The organism is Senegalimassilia anaerobia JC110 (genome assembly GCF_000236865.1).
Classification (GTDB): Bacteria; Actinomycetota; Coriobacteriia; order Coriobacteriales; family Eggerthellaceae; genus Senegalimassilia; species Senegalimassilia anaerobia.
On the sequence record NZ_HE611015.1, the window covers coordinates 228,302 to 246,201 of the forward strand.

The 17,900-nt window shown below is 61.1% G+C and carries 17 protein-coding genes; all 17 read right to left on the minus strand.

What is annotated here, in order from left to right:
• Positions 1-28 precede the first annotated feature (28 nt).
• The 17 genes from gluQRS to SFHG_RS04410 all read right to left on the minus strand — a co-directional run bounded on the left by gluQRS (position 29) and on the right by SFHG_RS04410 (position 17,796).
• Positions 29-988 carry a tRNA glutamyl-Q(34) synthetase GluQRS gene (gene gluQRS / locus SFHG_RS10390; protein ID WP_081468930.1) on the minus strand — a complete coding sequence of 320 codons (960 nt, stop codon included), beginning with the start codon at positions 986-988 and terminating at the stop codon, positions 29-31.
• Entirely contained in the window at positions 989-2,353 is a 1,365-nt protein-coding gene (locus SFHG_RS04330; protein WP_042434230.1) for a phenylacetate--CoA ligase family protein, read from the minus strand.
• Between the two features lie 28 nt (positions 2,354-2,381).
• Positions 2,382-2,813, minus strand: coding sequence for an ACT domain-containing protein (locus SFHG_RS04335; RefSeq protein WP_042434233.1), 432 nt, complete (start codon positions 2,811-2,813; stop codon positions 2,382-2,384).
• Positions 2,813-3,403: an indolepyruvate oxidoreductase subunit beta gene (locus tag SFHG_RS04340; protein ID WP_042434236.1), complete on the minus strand. Its 591-nt coding sequence runs from the start codon at positions 3,401-3,403 to the stop codon at positions 2,813-2,815. Before SFHG_RS04340 ends, SFHG_RS04335 begins: the two co-directional genes overlap by 1 nt.
• A gap of 3 nt (positions 3,404-3,406) precedes the next feature.
• Positions 3,407-5,146 carry a thiamine pyrophosphate-dependent enzyme gene (locus tag SFHG_RS04345; RefSeq protein ID WP_042434240.1) on the minus strand — a complete coding sequence of 580 codons (1,740 nt, stop codon included), beginning with the start codon at positions 5,144-5,146 and terminating at the stop codon, positions 3,407-3,409.
• A gap of 61 nt (positions 5,147-5,207) precedes the next feature.
• On the minus strand, positions 5,208-5,648 hold the full coding sequence (locus tag SFHG_RS04350) for an FHA domain-containing protein (protein WP_042434243.1): 441 nt from the start codon (positions 5,646-5,648) through the stop codon (positions 5,208-5,210).
• A gap of 22 nt (positions 5,649-5,670) precedes the next feature.
• A complete protein-coding gene (locus tag SFHG_RS04355; protein WP_202898088.1) occupies positions 5,671-7,089 on the minus strand; it encodes a D-alanyl-D-alanine carboxypeptidase family protein in 1,419 nt (472 codons plus the stop codon).
• A complete protein-coding gene (locus tag SFHG_RS04360; RefSeq protein ID WP_042434249.1) occupies positions 7,079-7,507 on the minus strand; it encodes an amino acid-binding protein in 429 nt (142 codons plus the stop codon). The genes SFHG_RS04355 and SFHG_RS04360 overlap by 11 nt, the downstream gene beginning before the upstream one ends.
• A 5-nt stretch (positions 7,508-7,512) precedes the next feature.
• Positions 7,513-8,814, minus strand: a complete 1,302-nt coding sequence (locus tag SFHG_RS04365; protein ID WP_081468931.1) for a phenylacetate--CoA ligase family protein — start codon at positions 8,812-8,814, stop codon at positions 7,513-7,515.
• A gap of 77 nt (positions 8,815-8,891) precedes the next feature.
• Positions 8,892-10,958 carry a VanW family protein gene (locus SFHG_RS04370; protein ID WP_162096558.1) on the minus strand — a complete coding sequence of 689 codons (2,067 nt, stop codon included), beginning with the start codon at positions 10,956-10,958 and terminating at the stop codon, positions 8,892-8,894.
• Between the two features lie 296 nt (positions 10,959-11,254).
• Entirely contained in the window at positions 11,255-11,899 is a 645-nt protein-coding gene (locus SFHG_RS04375; RefSeq protein WP_042434252.1) for a CDP-alcohol phosphatidyltransferase family protein, read from the minus strand.
• A 114-nt stretch (positions 11,900-12,013) separates the two neighbouring features.
• A complete protein-coding gene (locus tag SFHG_RS04380) occupies positions 12,014-12,394 on the minus strand; it encodes a 4Fe-4S dicluster domain-containing protein (protein WP_042434255.1) in 381 nt (126 codons plus the stop codon).
• A gap of 4 nt (positions 12,395-12,398) precedes the next feature.
• Entirely contained in the window at positions 12,399-13,487 is a 1,089-nt protein-coding gene (locus SFHG_RS04385; protein WP_042434258.1) for a hydrogenase large subunit, read from the minus strand.
• A 1-nt stretch (position 13,488) separates the two neighbouring features.
• Positions 13,489-14,535, minus strand: coding sequence for an NADH-quinone oxidoreductase subunit C (locus SFHG_RS04395; protein ID WP_081468933.1), 1,047 nt, complete (start codon positions 14,533-14,535; stop codon positions 13,489-13,491).
• 5 nt (positions 14,536-14,540) lie between these two features.
• Positions 14,541-14,981: an NADH-quinone oxidoreductase subunit B family protein gene (locus tag SFHG_RS04400; protein ID WP_042434261.1), complete on the minus strand. Its 441-nt coding sequence runs from the start codon at positions 14,979-14,981 to the stop codon at positions 14,541-14,543.
• A gap of 10 nt (positions 14,982-14,991) precedes the next feature.
• On the minus strand, positions 14,992-15,861 hold the full coding sequence (locus SFHG_RS11110) for an NADH-quinone oxidoreductase subunit H (protein WP_042434264.1): 870 nt from the start codon (positions 15,859-15,861) through the stop codon (positions 14,992-14,994).
• 15 nt (positions 15,862-15,876) lie between these two features.
• Entirely contained in the window at positions 15,877-17,796 is a 1,920-nt protein-coding gene (locus SFHG_RS04410; protein ID WP_042435157.1) for an NADH-quinone oxidoreductase subunit 5 family protein, read from the minus strand.
• Positions 17,797-17,900 lie beyond the last annotated feature (104 nt).

Sequence of the window (17,900 nt, forward strand, 5' to 3'; positions counted from 1 at the left end):
TTGCCGAGTTTAAGTGGGGCAACCGGCGTTATCGCCAGGCAATTTGTACAGGATCGCCAAACAGCTCAGGCAATCGCGCTACATCGAACGTAGCCAGCAGCTGTTCAGGGGTTGCAGGATCGCACGTTGGAGCAAGTCCACATATGCCTGCGATATGTCCTATAATCGCTGCCGGAGTCTTGAACCTTGCGAGCAGCTCTTCGATACCGGCATCATGATCACGCTTCGAAAGCCGGCGATTCTTCTCCGCAACTAATAAAGGGATATGCGCATAACGAGGATGATCAAGCCCGAGCAGCTCCTGCAAGTACAACTGCTGAGGAGTAGAGCAAAGCAAATCAACGCCTCTCACGATGCTTGTAACGCCCTGAGCCGCATCGTCCACGACCACGGCAAGCTGGTATGCGAATGCCTGATCGGAACGACGAATAAGGAAATCTCCGCAATCATGCGCCAAGTTCTGCTCATAGCGCCCCTGCACCATATCCTCGAAGGAGTATGTGTCATCTGGCACGCGTAAGCGCTGTGCTGGGGCCCTGCGCATGCTTTTTTCGGCAATCTGTTCCGCAGTCAATCCGCGACAAGTGCCAGGATAGACGAATTTCTCTCCCCTATGCGGAGCAGATGCCGCATGCAGGTCAGCGCGCGTGCAGAAGCACGGGTACACCAGACCTTTGCGCTCCAAAGCGCTAAACGCCTCGAGATAGGCCTCATCCCTATCATGTTGAAAGAACGGACCATGATCCCAGGTAAGGCCTAACAACTCGAAATCTCGTTGCACAGCGCTGATATATTCCGCTTTGGATCGGTCACGATCTAGATCCTCGATACGCAGAACGATCGTTCCGCCTTGGGATTTAGCAACCAGCCAAGCCGAAAGAGCAGCATAAATATTCCCGGCATGCATCCGACCTGTCGGAGATGGAGCGAACCGCCCCACCACGGGACGGTTCGCATTCGGTTCGAAATAATGTGACTGCGCCATCATTTACTTGCGCAGGTCCTGAACATGCTTGGTTTTACCGAACGAGCGCTCGATACCGCCAGGCTCGACAAGCTTTACCTTCGAAGCCACAAGCAGAACGTTCTTAAGTTCCTTCTCGATATGCTTGCGGAACTTGTCCATTTCCTCGAAGGAGTCGCTGAACGCCTCAGGCTTCAGCTCCACGTGCACGACCATACGATCCAGACCCGTTTCATTATCGACGACGATGCGATAATGCGGGGTCACGCCGTCAATGCCCGAAAGCACGTCTTCCACTTGGCTGGGGAACACGTTCGTCCCGCGAATGATGAGCATATCGTCACAGCGCGAACGGACCTTCTGCATCCTTGCAGACGTGCGGCCGCACCTGCAGGGCTCCGTAACCACGCGAGTCAAGTCATGCGTGCGATAGCGCAGAACCGGAATTGCCTGCTTGTCAAGCGGGGTAAGAACAAGCTCTCCCATCTCACCATCGGCAACAGGTTCGCCGGTTTCGGGGTCAACCACTTCCCACAGGAAATGATCCTCGGCGATGTGTTGCATATCGCGTTCAGCAAGGCACTCGCCAGACACGCCAGGTCCCATGACCTCGGTCAAGCCGTAATTATCCGTGCAAACGATATGCATACGAGATTCAATCTCGGCCTTGAGACCCGGAGGGCACGGCTCTCCACCGAACAGACCGACGCGTAGCGTGGAGGTCTCCCAGTCGTAGCCCATCTTCTCGCCGACTTCGCAGATATGCATGGCATAAGAAGGCGTAGCCACCAGCACCGTCGTGCCATAATCCTGGATCATCTGGATTTGGCGCTCGGTATTGCCCGAGCCGGCAGGGATCATCATGCAGCCAAGACGCTGCAGGCCGTAATGCAAGCCGAAACCGCCGGTGAACATGCCATACCCGAACGCCATCTGCACGCGATCGGTAGGCACGACACCCGCCATCTGCACCAATCGCATGATGCAATCGTTCCAAACGTCCATGTCGTGGCGGTTATAGCCCACCACAATGGGCTTTCCCGTGGTGCCCGAAGACGAATGAAGCTCCACAACCTCGTCCAAAGGCACGGCGAACATGCCATAAGGGAACGTCTTGCGCAACGCATGCTTGTCGGTGAAGGGAAGCTTGCGCACGTCCTCCAAGCACTTTATGTCGGAAGGCTTCACACCCATCTCGTCCATCTGGTCGCGATACCACGCGACTCGCTCATAGGTCCACTCCACCTGCGCAATCAGTTTTTCAAGCTGAATGGCGCGGATGCGCTCACGCGAACAGCATTCCACATCCGGGTTATGAACGGGCAGCTCATTGAAGCGACCCTCAGAGGCCGCGCGAAGCGCTGCGCCCTTTTCCGTGATATCGATCATGAAACAACACCTTATCTAGCGTGCGAGGTTAAGCAATACCGGCCGTCATGTGAAGAAAATCCTCCTGATCAAGCAGCTCAACGGGCTGATCGGCCAACAGCTTCTCCGCTTGATCAAGGTCTTTGACGTATAGGCAAATATACGTGGAGATCAGCGAATAGCTGTACTGCACGTTGATGCCGCACGAGGAGAGCACCTTCAAAACACGCGCCAACTCGCCAGGCTTGTCCTCAAGACGAAGACACAGCACGGAGGTTTTCGTGGCAGCGCAGTTCATGTCATGCAACACCTGCAGCGCGCGATCGGGGTCATCGACCACGAATCGCACGATGCCGTAATCGCCGGTGTCGGATGCGCTATAGCCTCGAACGCTGACGTTTGCCTCCGTGAACGCATCAACCACACGGGACAAATGCCCCGGCTTGCTTTCAACGAACACGCTGATCTGCTGAACGCTCATTATTCGGCCCCCTTTCGGGCAAATTCATAACCGGCATCGAATGCGCGAAGGTTTGCTTCGACGGTTTTGGGAGGAACGCGCTTTGAGATGACTTCCTTCCATACCTCTTCGGAGAAATCCAGGCGCGTGGCCAACGCCCCGAGCAGCACCACGTTCACCGATTTCGAGGTTGCCACCTGTTCGGCGATGGGGCCCGCAGGGATAAGCGAAGCACCCGCAGCCTGCAGCTTCTCGCGAGCGTTTTCAGGCATGCCGGCCTTACCGGTGAGCACGGGCAGCGGTTTGATGTCCTCGTCGGCCACCAGCAGATAGCCGCCTTCGCGAACGAAGGGCAGATTGCGCAGCGCCTCGGTGGTTTCAAAGGACACCACACAGTCGACGCACCCGTGGTCGGCGACCATGGTTGCGACCGGCTCGGTACCGAAACGGACGACCGTGGTAACGGCGCCGCCGCGCTGGGACATGCCGTGGATCTCAGAAACCTTCACGTCGTAATTGCTGGCAAGGGCCGTGCGAGCAAGCAGGTCCGCGGCAAGGATGGTGCCCTGCCCGCCGACGCCGCACAGCAAAACGGTAGTTGCGTTGGACATGAGCTATTCCCCTTCCTTGGCCGTGGATACGATGCTCTTGAACGCGCAATACTGCTCGCATTGGCCACAGCCGATGCACATGCCGCCGTCGATGACCGCATGCCCGTCCTCGGTCTTGGCGATAGCCGGGCAGCCCAGCGTGGTGCACACGCCGCACGCAGTGCACGTATCCGCAACGGCATACGCAGGCTTGCGGATACGGTCGATGAGCACGCAGGGGCTGCGGAACACGATAACGGACAGCTCATCGGAGCGCGTGGCCTCGCGCAGGGCAAGACGGACGGCCTTCATATCGTTGGGGTCGACGGTGCGCACATCGGGCACGCCGATGGCATGGAGCACGCCTTCCAAGTCAAGCTCGCGCGACGGACGATGCTGCAGCGTTTCGCCATTGAAGGGATTGCCCTGTCGGCCCGTCATAGCGGTGGTACGGTTGTCGAGCACGCAGACGGTCCCAGCACCCTTGTTGTACACAGTGCTGATGAGCGCCGAGAGACCGGAGTGGGCGAAGGTGGAGTCGCCGATGACGGCCACTACGGGGCGATGCTCGGTGCCTGCCCAAGCAAGCTCGAAGCCATGGGACATGGAAACGGAGGCGCCCATGTCGATGCACGTGTCCATGGCGGAAAGCGGTGGCAACGCGCCCAGCGTGTAGCATCCGATATCGCCCGTGACGACGGCTTTGATGCGCGAAAGCTCCTTGAACACCAGACGATGCGGGCAACCGGCGCACAACGCGGGCGGGCGGCCCGGAACGTCGGCAGGCGCCTGCGCGTGTGCGGGAGCCTCTTGTCCGAACGCCGCACGGATAAGGCCGGGGCTCAATTCGCCGTCGCGCGGCAAGCCGCACGGGAAATCGGCGACGCGAACGCCCAGCGCACGCACCGCGTCGGTCAAGTAGGTCGAACCTTCCTCTACGACGTACAGCGCATCCACGCCTGCCTCGAACTCGCGCAGCGCCTGCGCGGGCAAGGGATACGTGACGCCGAGCTTGAACACCGATGCATCCGGGAGAGCCTCCACCACATGCTGGTAGGCAGCACCGGCGCACACCACGCCAACAGCAGCGCCCTTGCGCTCGATGCGGTTGAACTCACAGGTTTCAACCCATTCGGAAAGCTGATCAATGCGCTCAAGCTGCACCTTGCGGCGCGGCTTGGCGAACGCAGGCATCATGACCCATTTAGCAGGGTTGCTCTCATAGGGCTTAAGCTCGTGCTCGGTACGCGGACCGCGCTCGACCGGGGTCTTCGTGTGGGACACGCGCACGGAGGAGCGGATGAAAAACGGCACGTCGAAGCGCTCGGAAAGATCGAAGGCATTGCGAGTGAATGCCAAGGCCTCAGCGGAATCGGCGGGATCCATCATGGGGATATGAGCCGCCGCTGCATAGTAATGGGAGTCCTGCTCGTTTTGGGAGGAATACATGCCGGGATCGTCGGCCGCAAGCACTACATACCCCCCGCCGACGCCGGTATAAGCGGCAGTGAACAGCGGGTCCGCCGCAACGTTGACGCCGACGTGCTTCATGGTGGACAGCACGCGTGCGCCGGCCGCGCTTGCGCCGACGCCCACTTCCACGGCGACCTTCTCATTGACGCACCATTCCGCGTACACGCCGTCCATCTTCGCAAAGGTCTCAAGCGTTTCGGTGGAAGGCGTGCCCGGATAAGCCACGCCGATACGGCAACCGGCTTCCCATGCGCCTTGGGCTATCGCCTCGTTTCCTGATAACAGTTCCATGTCGCTCCCGTCTGTGAAAACGCGCGGACGCGTTTATCCGAAACCGCGGACTCCCGCGGCGTTACTCTTCTTTGTACACCAGGCAAAACGCGCCGATTTGCACGACGTCGCCGTCAGCCAGCAGATACGTATCGATGCTGTTGTTGTTCACCCACACCCCGTTAAACGATGCCTCATCGGAAATCTCGTAGCCCGAATCCACCGGCTCGACGGAGGCATGCGTGCGGGAGACGGTCATATCGTTGAGAAAGATATCGCACTGCGGGCTGCGTCCTATGCTGAGCTTTTGATCCCCCAGCTTGAACGACACGCCGGTTTGAGGTCCGCGCACCACGTGAAGCACGGCCGTGGGTTTGGTCTTCGCGGCGGCGACCAGCTGGTCTTCACCGAACTGCAGCGGCGCGAAACGCTGCGTGGAACCCTGCAGCTTGAAGCCGCAGTGCGGGCAGGCCGAATCCTCGGGACCTACCGGGTTGTTGCATACCGGGCATACATTGGCCATGATAGCTCCTTCCTACATGCCGCTATTGCGTCGACACGGTTTTGTCCACGATGAGCGGCGTGGTGTTCAAAAGCTGCGAGGTTGCCGTTTTGTCCTCGCCAGAGAAACCGCGCATGAACCTGTCAAAGGCGATGCCGATGCTCTCGAAGAAGTTCGGCGCGGGAACATCCTTGCAAGCCACCAGGTCTTGCGTTGCGATGACCTGGTTGCGCTGCTTGAACGTGACGGTTCCAACGACCTGACCAGCCTTCACCGAACCGTGCAGCTCGTTGAACTCCACGGTCTGGCTGACGTTGCCGTTCAAGTCGAAGACCTCCACGGCGCATTGCGGATCGGAGAACGTTGCGGGCACCGTACGGTCTATCCAGTCATCATGCGCCACTTGAGCCACCAAGGGCACGGAGGCGCCGTTCATCTGCGTATTCTGGTCGCAATTGGCAAGCTGATAGGACTTACGGTGTTCAAATACCCACTCAACCAGCTCGTCCGCATCGAAAAAGCGCTGGCTTTCCGACGTCGACCCCAATACGATGGCGTACAGCTCCTGCCCGTCTTTGTTAACGGCGCCCGCGAACGAAGCGCCGGCCTTCTCGGTGTAGCCAGTTTTAACACCAATGGCATCATCGTTGATATCGAAGAAACCGTCGGTGGTTTCAAGGAACACATCGGCAGAGGACCCGCCTCGCTTCACCGTGATAGTGGTCGACCCGCCGCCGACAACCGAACGGAACGTCTGGTTGGTCATGGCATAGGCAACCACTTTCGCCTGGTCGGCAGCAGTGGAATGCAGGTTACCGTCGTATTGGTCGAAGTCGAGGCCATGCGGGTTCTCGTAAACCGTGTTCGTGCAACCGAGCTTTTGCGCAGTGGCGTTCATCTGCGCAACGAACGCCTTCACATCGGAATCGCCCGAGGCGGTGCCGCTCGACCGCAGAGCCGCGCCCACCGATTCGGCGATGGCGATGGCGGCATCGTTTCCCGACGGCACCAACAGCGCGTACAATGCCGTTTTCAGCGTCATGGTGTCGCCTTCCTGCAAGCCGGCGGAGGACTCGCCCACCGCAGCAGCATCAGCCGAAACGGTGATAGTGGAATCCAAGGACGTCAGGCCGGAGGCAACGGCGTCGAGCGCCACCACGCCCGTCATGATCTTCGTGACCGAGGCGATGCATGCGGCATCGTCGGCGTTACGCTCGAAATACACGGTGCCGTTTGTATCCACCACGATCGCGCGTTCGGCGTCGATGTTCGGGCACTGCGCGACGGCCAAGCCGCGAGCATCAACCGTTTCGCCCATGACGATGTCCGCTTTGCGCACATCGGCGTACGCATTGCCGACACCGCCGGCGACGGGGGTGAGGGCCAGCACGAATACAAGCACGCACGCTATGGCGCGTGCGTGCTTGTTCAGCCCACTATGCAACGTGAAGCTAGTCGACAATGTACACATCCTCCGCGGAAACGGGCGCGAAGCCGGCATCGGCGAGCTTGCGCTCGATTTCCTCGTCTCCAGATACCTTCAATACGTCGATGGCGTGCCCGCCCTCGACCGACATGCAGTAACCGTATTCCACGTTGACGCCGCACTCGTCCAAGAACTCGAGCAGCGAGGCCAACCCCCCCGGCACATCCGGGACGCGAACGGCCATGACCGGCGTGACGGCGGCTCGCCAACCGGCAAGCGTCAACTTCTCGGCGGCTTTAATCGGCGTATCACACAGCATACGGGCCACACCGAAATCCTCGGTATCGGCCAGATACAGCGCGTGCATGTTGACGCCGGCATCCGCGACTGCACGGGTAGCTGCGGCCAGACGGCCCTTTTCGTTCTCCAAAAAAACGGTGAGCTGGGAAATCATAGCCTTTACTCCTTTCGCAGGTCGATGATGCGCTTTGCCTTGCCCTCGCTGCGCTCGATGGACTTGGGCTCGACGAGCTTGATGTCCACGGCGATTTGCAGGTTGCCCTTGAGCTCGGCGGCCAGACGCTTCTTGAGCATTTCGAGCTTGCGGATCTCGTCGAACGGGAACTCGGGCACGGTCTCGACGCGCAGCTCGACGTGGTCGAGCGGGCCTCGCGTGGTGAGGATGATCTGGTACTGCGTAGCGATCTCGGGGAAGCCGGTGAGCACCTGCTCGATCTGGGACGGGAACACGTTCACGCCGCGCAGGATGAGCATGTCGTCGGAACGGCCGATGATGCGGTCGATCTTGCGATGCGTACGGCCGCAGGCGCAGGGCTCGGAGATGATGCGGGTGATGTCGCGGGTACGGTAGCGCACGAGCGGGCAGCACTCGCGCGTGAGCGTGGTGAACACCAGTTCGCCGTATTCGCCATCAGGCACCGGCTGCAGGGTGTCGGGGTCGATGATCTCGGCGAAGAAGTGGTCCTCGGCCAGGTGCAGGCCGCTCATCTCCTTGCACTCGAAGGCCACGCCCGGGCCCATGACCTCGGACAGGCCGTACACGTCGCAGTACTGCACGCCCAGCTTCTCGGCGATCTCGTCGCGCATGCCCTGGCTGCAGGGCTCGGCGCCGAAGATGCCGGCACGAACCTTCAAATCGGTTGCAGGGTTGATGCCCATCTCGATGGCGGTATCGGCGATATGCAGGGCGTAGGACGGCGTGCACGCCAGCACATCGACCTGCATATCCTTGAGCATCTGGATTTGACGCTTGGTGTTGCCCGAGGAAATGGGAACGACCGCGCAGCCGGCTGTCTCGCCGCCTCTATGGGCGCCCAGGCCGCCGGTGAACAGGCCGTAGCCGTAGGCGATCTGCATGGTGGCGTTTTCGTCGCAATCGCAGATAGCAAGGCCGCGCGCAAAGCACTCGCCCCAATGCTTCAGATCGTTTTCCGTGCACCCGACGACCGTGGCCTGACCAGTGGTGCCGGAAGAGGCATGCAAGCGCACGACCTTGGATCGCGGCACGGCGAACAGGCCGTCAGGATAGTTGTCGCGCATGTCCTGCTTGAGGATGAACGGGAACTTCGTAATGTCCTCGAGCGTTTTCAGATCGCCAGGTTCGACGCCGGCGTCCTTGAAGCTCTTTTGATAGAAAGGGACGTTGTCATACGCGTACTGCACGCACCACTTCATGCGCTCGAGCTGCAAATCGCGCAGCTCCTCACGTGACATCGTTTCGATTTCCGGCTGGAAGTACACCTTTCTCTTACCTTTCTTTGTGCGCGGCGCCTGGCGTGCGGTGGGCGCGTATCGCCGCTTTAATATGAAGTAACCCGCTAGCTTCGATCCGGACCCTTCAAGATAACCTCGTTGATGGGATCGTACACGCTGGCGAACAGGTTTTGGCGCACGATGTTTCCGTTCACGTCCTTGACCGTACGCGTCACCTCGATGGTCGAACCGTCGGTGCCGCGCGTTTTCACGTAGCTGGTGCCCGGCGCAAGGGTATCATCCACTTTGGTGGTGGTCGAATACTTCTTGCCCGCCTCCCATTGACCGGTTTCGGTGGTTACCTGATAGCCGGGATCGACTCCATACAGTGTAGCGGTTACCGACCCGACTTGGGTGGAAACCTTTACCAAAACATCGCTGGAGGTGTCGTTTCGCCACACAAGGTCAAGTTCGGGGTACGAGACGGCCGCATCGCGTCCGGCCGGATAGCTGGCGATGTAGAGCGAATGATTGTGGCGCTCGACGATCGGAAGACCGGACTCATAAACCGCATCGAACACCGTAGTGGCAACCTGGCAGATGCCGCCGCCCACTGAATCGGTGTACTCGCCATCTATGATGGCACCCGCTCCCAGAAACCCCTTCTCCTCGTTGCAATCCCCCGTGGTCCCGTTGTACGACCACGTCTCGCCGGATTTGCAGATGGAGTTGTCGAGTATCTGGGAGACCAGCTCGATATTGTGGTTGCGGTTCTCGGTGCCTTGGCCCGTGGTATAGGTGGTGGTGAAGGTGCCGATGGGACCGACCACACCTTTATCGACGGCCTCTTGGAAGGCGAGACGCTGAGGCATATCTTCGGCATCCACCTCGATCGCGGGAGCCTGCTGTGCCGGGGTAACGCTATCCCCTTGCCCGAACAACGCAGAAGACAACGCTTCGGCGGCATCCGACACATCGGGGAGCTTGCCTTGCCCATCGGTGGTGACGCTTACCTGGCCGGACTCATCGGTCTCGAAGCCGACGCCTGAGAGCGAATCGCCCTCAGCCTGACGGATGCCCGATGCCATGGCCGACTTGGATAGCTGTTGGTCGATATAGGGACGCAAACGCCAGCCATCCCCCGCCTGCTCCACGCACGTGGATACCCAGGCGCCGACCTCGGAGGCAGTTGCCTGCCATGTATGACCGCCAAACTGGAAACGCGCACCCCCGGCAAGCGCCGAGGTGACGTCCTGAGCCAGCTGAGTAGCGGCTTCGGACGATATGCGCACGGGGGTGTACTCGGTATGCGCGACGATACGCCCATCGGAGAAGCCGAGCATGGTGTCACCGAGAAGGCCGGCCAGCGTTTGCCGGTTGACCTCCCAGCCGTCATTGCCCTGCACCACATAGGCCACGCCGCCGGAAACCTTCACATCGTAGTCCACACGGGCCTGCCCGATGGCCGCATCGATGCCCGAAGCAAAGTCCTCAAGCGCCCCTTCATCGAAGGAAGGGTCCACTTGGATGCGTTTGCCGAACAAACCCGCGCCCATGCGCGCGAGCACGCCGCCGTCGGAGCGCCCCACGGCAAGCGCCTGCTGGGCAAGCTGGCCGGAATCCAGCGACGCCCCCAACTCCGCGCCGGTGGTCTGCCACGCCTGCTTCGAAGCCATGGCCTCGTCCACCGCCATCTGCTCGGCAAGCGCCGCATCCTGCTGGTTTTGAGCCGCAGCGGCCTCGTCGGTTTGCTGAGCCGCCTCGTCGGAAGCGAACACCGTGGCGCTAGCCTGCTGAAGCGGCTGCGCGTAGGCTTGGTCGAGCGCTTGCTCGATCTCCTGGGCGCTCAGCCCGGACACATCGATATCGCCGACCTTGACGCCGGAGTACGCGCGACCAGCATGGGAAACCCCATCGACGGCGCAAACGACGACGAGCGCGATAGCGCACACCGACACGATAAGCGCGGGCCTGCTCTTCCGAACAAGCTTGAACCAAGCGCGAAGCAAGGCGCCTACCACGCGCCCAATGGCACGTACAAGGGTGGCAAGAACGCCGAACAGCAAGGAAAGCACGCTTCCGGCAGCTGATGCAATGGCGGACCCGCCGCCAGAACGCGCTTGCCCGTGGTCGCGAGCACCGGAAGGACGCGAAGAGGTGCGCTGCTGCTTGGTCCACAGATTTGGCTGCACGCCAGAACGTTCGGTCCCCGCAGAATGCATGCGACGACCGGACCGCTGAGCGGTTCGGGCCGTCGATGACGTTCTATTCCCTTGTCTTAGCGCACAAGGCGAACCCGCACCCGCGCAGGAGCGGCCGGATGCATGTTGATAAGATCCGCCGGAGGAGGATTGCGCGGCCGCATGTCGAGGAGATCCGTCGCTGCTCCTGGGCCTTCCGGAGTTTACGCGAGCGTAATCACCTGTACGCGTTTGCGAGCCAGGACGCGAAGCACCCCCTCGCGAAGACCTGCTATGCTGCGGAGCACTCACCTTACTCGCCCCTTCGCTTCAAGCCGACGAGCCTTCTGCATCTTGCGGTACCCGGCCAACACATAGTACAGCGTGGTGAACAGGCCAAGCAGCAAGCCGGCGTACACGAACCAAATGCCCCAAGAGCATGCCTCGGAACCGAAGCCCGGCAACCAGGATGCTTCAAACCAACCAAGCCCACCGATGAGGGGCATGTTCAGCAACAAGCCCGCGAACCCGACGAACAAAAACGTGGTGGCCACCTTGCCGGGATAGATGACGGCGACGCGCTCGTGATAGCGCTTCAGCAGATACGCTCCCCCGACAAGGAGCATCAGATCGCGCCCCAAAACGACGACGACGATCCAGATAGGCAAACGGCCCACGAGCATAAGGCCGATGACGCCGCAGCTCATGAGGATCCTGTCCACCGCAGGGTCGAGCAGCTGCCCGAGCTTCGACACGCAGTTCGTGCGCCGCGCAAGCTGGCCGTCGATCCAATCGGTGCCTGCCGCCAGCGCGAACATGAACGTGGCGAGCAGATCGTAGCCGTTGAGCAACAGCACCATGTACACCGGCACCATGCACAACCTGATGAAGGATATAACGTTGGGAATGGTGAAGATGCGGTTAGTGACTGCTTCGGTTTTCTGAGATGACATGTGTTCCCTACCCCGTGGCCTGCAACGCAAGACGGGGCGCCGAAAGCGCCCCGCGCAAGTTTCGAATGCGATTATACTAACCTACCGCGCATCGAAAGGTTACGGTTGGGCTACCTATTCACCGGCATCTTCACGTTTGGGAGCGGCTTTGGGCCGCTCGGGGATGCTGAAGGTGTGCACGCGCTTTTGCCGCGATACGGTCTCATAGGTGGGCAGCATGGTAAGGCTGCCCTTGGGGCACTCATAGGTGCAGCTGCCGCATTGGACGCAGCGGAAGTGGTCGATGGCCCAGGTACGGGCCTTCTTGTCAACTTCGATAGCACCGCAAGGGCAGCGCTTGACGCACAGGCTGCACAAGATGCAGGTGGACTCGTCGACCTCCACATGACCTTTCAAGCCCGCGGGAGGCTCGGGTTTCACCACGGGGTACAGCACGGTCTCGGGCTTCTTGAACAGCGAGCCGAACGTCATTTTTCCAAGTTTGAATCCGCTCATCGCTCTACCTTTCCGTGCAGCTGATGCAAGGGTCGATGGTCAGGATGATGTTGTTCACATCAGCCAGATCGCAGCCCTTCAGGGCGATGGTCATGCCTGCGATGTTCTGAGAGGTTGGCGTGCGCATGCGCATGCGCTCCAAGAACTTCGTGCCGTTGCCGCGGGCATAGTAATAGCACTCGCCGCGAGGCTGCTCGAGCACGTTGCAGGCCTCGGCGCCATCGGCGGGATTGCCCTTGACCTTCACTTCGATATCGCCGGCGGGCATTCGGGAGATGACCTCTTCGATGATGTCGATGGACTGCAGCACCTCAAGGCAGCGCACCTGAACGCGCGCATAGCAATCGCCGTCGTTGGACAGGATGGGCTGGAACTCGGAAAGCTTGCCGTACCAGCCGTTGCCGAGCATGCGCACATCGTAGTTCACGCCCGAAGCGCGGCCGAACGGGCCGACCATGCTTTCCGCGACGGCGTCGTCGTGGCTGACGTAGCCGACACCCACCAGGCGGTTCTTCACCGAGGTATCGGTGAGCAGCGTGTTCATGATCTGGCGATACTCGTCCTTCAGGCCTTCGAGGACCTGCTTGATGTATGCGAACATGGCATCGTCGACATCGCGCACAACGCCGCCGACCTTGACCACGGATAAGATAACGCGCCCGCCGGTGGTCTTCTCGAAGATGTCGAGCACGCGCTCGCGCAGGCGCCAGCAATGCATGAACAGGCTCTCGAAGCCGAAGGCGTCGGCGGCAAGGCCGAGCCACAGGACATGCGAGTGGATACGCGAGAGCTCATGCCACATGACGCGCAGCGCCTGGGCCCTGTCGGGAACCTCCACGCCCATGAGCTGCTCAACCGTTTCAGCATAGCCCATGGAATGGCCGAAGGCGCAGATGCCGCAGATACGCTCGGCGACATAGATGAACTGGTTGTAGTCGCGCGTTTCCACGAGCTTCTCAAGGCCGCGATGCACGAAGCCGATCTGGGGCATGGCCTCGATGACCTTCTCGTCCTCAACGACGAGGTCCAGATGAAGCGGCTCGGGGAGAACCGGATGCTGCGGTCCGAAGGGGATGACGGTTGCCTTTCCCATGCTATTCACCAGCCTTTCCGTTTTCCTGCGCTTGGCGCTGCTTCTCCTCGAACGCGGCGCGCACCTTGGCTGCCTTCTCGGGATCCATGTTCTTCAGACGCTCCTCGAGCACGGCGACCTTCTCATCGTGCTCGGCCTGAGCGGTTTCCTGGCGGGCGCGCGCATCGAGCGCGGCACGCACCTTGGCTGCCTTCTCGGGGTCGAGTTGGGCAAGCTTGGCGTCGAGCTCAGCTTGCTGCTCGGCCGTTGCCTGACCGGTGGCTCGCTGGCTTTCCAGCTTCGCCTCGTTGGCGAGCGCACCGCGAACAGCTTGGGCCTTCTCAGGCTCCATACCCGAAAGCTTGGCCTTCGCGGCCATTGCCGCGCGCACCTTGGCGGCCTTCTCCGGGTCCATGGCGGCAAGCTTGGCCTCAAGCGCCTCGTCGTAGACCTGCGGGCGGGCTGCCTGCGCTTCGGCCTCGGCGCGCTTGGCCTTCGCGGCGAGTGCGGCCTTGACGCGGGCGATCTTCTCGGGGTCGGCGCCGGCCATCTTCAGCTCGATGTCCTCGGCGTTCGCCGAAGGGGCCACGCCGGAGACCTTGTCCTTGGCGTCGGGGTGGGACGTGACGAAGCTTGCGTTTGCCGCCGCCGCCTGGCGGGCGCGCTCGGCCTTGGCAGCCGCCGCCTTCTTGGCCTTCTCGCGGGCGGCCTTCTGAGCCGGCGAGATGATGGTCATGGGGCTGGGCTGCGCCGTCACGTAGAAGTTGCCGCCGAAATCGATGGCGATGTCGCGGACGTTCACGCCGAACAGGTCGTGGATCTCGTTCTCGAATACGAACGCGGCGATGAAGCGGTCGGTGATGCTGGGGATGGGGATCTCAGGCGTGACGCCTTTGATGGTGAAGACCTCGAGCACGCCGTCTTTCATAAACGTGTACTGCACGTCGATGCCTGCTTCGGTGTTGACGGCGAGCACCTGCACGAAACGGTGGCCCTCCGTCTGCATACGCTCGGACAGGGCGGGCAGGCCCTCGACCGAGATCTCCTGGTACTGTGCGGGTATTGCCATGGCGCTTACGCCTCCTTCCCGTTCTTCATTGCGGCACGCTTCTCCTCCAAGATGCCCACGGCCTCGACGACCGCATCGATGATGGCCTCGGGGCGCACCGCGCAGCCCGGAGCGTACACGTCGACGGGAATGGCCTGATCGACGCCGCCGATAACGTTGTAGCAATCGTGGAAGATGCCGCCGGAGCATGCGCAGATGCCGCATGCCACGACCACCTTCGGCTCGAGCATCTGTTCGTAGATCTCCTTGACGACCGAGATGTTCTGCTCGTTGACGCTACCCGTGACCAGGAAGATGTCAGCGTGCTTGGGGTTGCCGGTGTTGATCACGCCGAAGCGCTCGGCGTCGAAGCCGGGGCACAGGGCCGCCAGAACCTCGATATCGCAGCCGTTGCAGCTTGATGCGTCGTAGTGGATGACCCACGGCGATTTCGCGAAATAAGCCATTGCGACCTCCTTACAGGTACATAAGGACGGCGATGTTGATGCCGCCGGCCACCAGGGCCACCGCCCACGCGCTCTTGAGCATGAGCTGCCACTTCACGCGGGCGAAATTGTTGTCGATGAGGATTTCCAGGAAGAACGCGGCAAGAGCCGCGACCACGGCCACAACGAGGGAGACGGGGTTGCCCCACACGAAGAACAGGCCGATCCACCCGAGCGCCAGGACGTTCTCGCACCAGTGCATGACCTCCACCTTCGCGAGCGTGCGACCGCTCATCTCGGTGGTGACGCCCTTGACGAGCTCCTGGTGGGCGTGGTGCGAATAGCTCAGATCGAAGGGGCTTTTGCGCATCTTGATGGTGAGGATGAACAGGAAGCCCAGGAAGGCGATCCAGGTGGCGCCGATGGCCGGAATCTCCAGGCCGAACGCCGCGCAGCTGTCGAACGAGCCCGTGGCCAGGAAGAACGCCACGGCAATGAACAGGCTCATGGGCTCTTCGGCCATGATCTGCAGCGCCTCGCGGGCCGCACCGACCTCGGAGTAGGGGCTGCGCGTGCAGTACGCCGCCAGGATGAAGAACAGGCTGGAGAGCGTGAGCACGAACACGGACAGCAGCAGGTTCCCGCCGCCGAAGAAGATGCCGCCTGCCAGGATGGCGAACACGAGGGCGCAGGTGATGTAGGTGCCCTCGACGTTGTTCACCGCCGCACGGTCCTTCTCCAGAAGCTTGCGCACGTCATAGTAGGGCTGCAGGATGGGCGGGCCGACGCGGCCCTGCATACGGGCGGACAGTTTACGATCAAGGCCGGCGAGCAGGCAGCCGACCACGGGTGCGAGCACGGCGAAGGCGATGGTGCCCACGATGATGGGGATCAAATACATGAGACACTTCCCTTCCTAGAGCAGCCCGCACAGCGTGGCGATAGCTGCGCAGAACCCGACGACGATGATGATGCTGGTGGCCCAGACGCCCACCGGGGTGATCTTGGGCTCGCCGAAGACGCCCTCCATGTACCAGTTGCGGGACGTGGCCATGGTCTCGCCGGACAAGGAGTTGCGGAACGTGCGGTTGGCGTTGTTCTCGCTGACGCCGGCAAGGTAGACGGGAACCTGCTTGACCTGCTTGGAGCCCAAGCCGCCGAACAGGACCACGAACACCACGGCCGAAAGCAGGGCGGCAACCCAGAGGTTTGCCTGGCTGACGCCCTGGGAGCACACGCCGAACACGTCGAAGATGTAAGGCTCGACCAGGAACGTGGACAGGACGGGCAGGCCTACGCAGCACAGCATGGAGAGCACGGCCATGACCATGAGCGCGATCCACTCGCTGCGATGCACGGTGGTCTCGACGTTCAGGGGATGGGCGGCGATACCCGAGAGCTTGCCGAGCCACTTGGCCCAGAACAGGAACGTGGCGGCAGAGCCGAAGCCCAGGATGAGGATGAGGGCGACGTTGCCGGTATCGGCGAAGCTGACGAGCGTGCCCCACTTCGCGATAAGCATGCCGAACGGGGCCACGAACATAATCATGATGCCGGCCATCATGAAACGGGCCAGACGCGGCATGCGCTCGAACATAAGGTCCATGTCCTCAATGTCGCGGCTGCCGATATGATGCTCGGCGGTACCCACGCACAGGAACAGGAGACTCTTGGCCACTGCATGGAACAGCACCAGGAACGTTGCCGCCCATACGGCTTCGGGGGTGCCCACGCCGGCGCAGGCCACGATGAGGCCCAGGTTGGCGATAGTGGAGTATGCCAGCACGCGCTTGGCGTTGGTCTGCGAGATGGCCATGAAGCTGCACAGCAGGAAGGTCAGTCCGCCCACGAGGATGGTCATGACAGCCGCCACGGGGCACACCAGGAAGATCGGCGAGAGCTTGATGAGCAGGAAGACGCCGGCCTTGACCATGGTGGACGAATGGAGAAGCGCGGAGGTGGGAGTAGGTGCCACCATAGCGCCGAGCAGCCAGGTGTGGAACGGCATCTGAGCCGCCTTGGTGATGCCGGCGAACGCCAACGCCACCGCAGGCAGGGCGACAAGCGCCGGAGCCATGACACCGACGGCGATGAACTCCACGAGCGAGAGCGTGTCCATAGTCAGCGCGATGGCGAACAGCGCCACCAGAAAGCCGATGCCGCCAGCCAGGTTCATGATGATCTGGCGAAACGCGTTGTTGATGGCCTCAGGCGTTTTGGTGTAACCGATGAGCAAAAACGAGCACACCGTGGTGATTTCCCAGCCGGTGAACATCCACAACAGGTTGTTGGAGAACACGATGACGTACATGGCGGAGAGGAACAGGAACATGAGGGCGAAAAACTTCGGACGGCGATCCTTGGCATCGGCAGGCTCATGAGCCTGAAAATCCTCCATATAGCCCAAAGCGTAGATGCAGATGCCGCTGCCGACGACGCCGATGATGAACGTAGTGACCAGCGTAAGGCTATCCAGGTACAACCCATATTGCACTTCGATGCCATGGGCGACGAACACGTCGAACACCAAAGAGCCCACAACCTGCACCACGGCAAGCACGCATGCCAATACGTTCTTGTACTTCACGCCGAAGCACAAGATGACCGCGGCGATGACCAAGCCGATGAGCGTGCATACGATATCGATCGCACCTGAAGAGAACTCGATTCCGACCCACGGCGTGCCCAGGTTGGCCAATACCAGCCAAACAGACCCGAATCCGATGATCACCGCTGAAGAGCACACGATGACGCGTCGCGCCGTCTCGTTGCCCACGAGCAGCAGCACACCGGCCACGAGCAACGGGAACAGAATCAGAAACCCGATGAGAGCCACGCTGCTTCCCCCTTTCATTTTCCTTGCTAGCCGAATCCGACCCCGCGAACCTTCTAGCGCCACATAAAGCCGAACGTGCCCGGACGTCGGGCACGGATAGCACT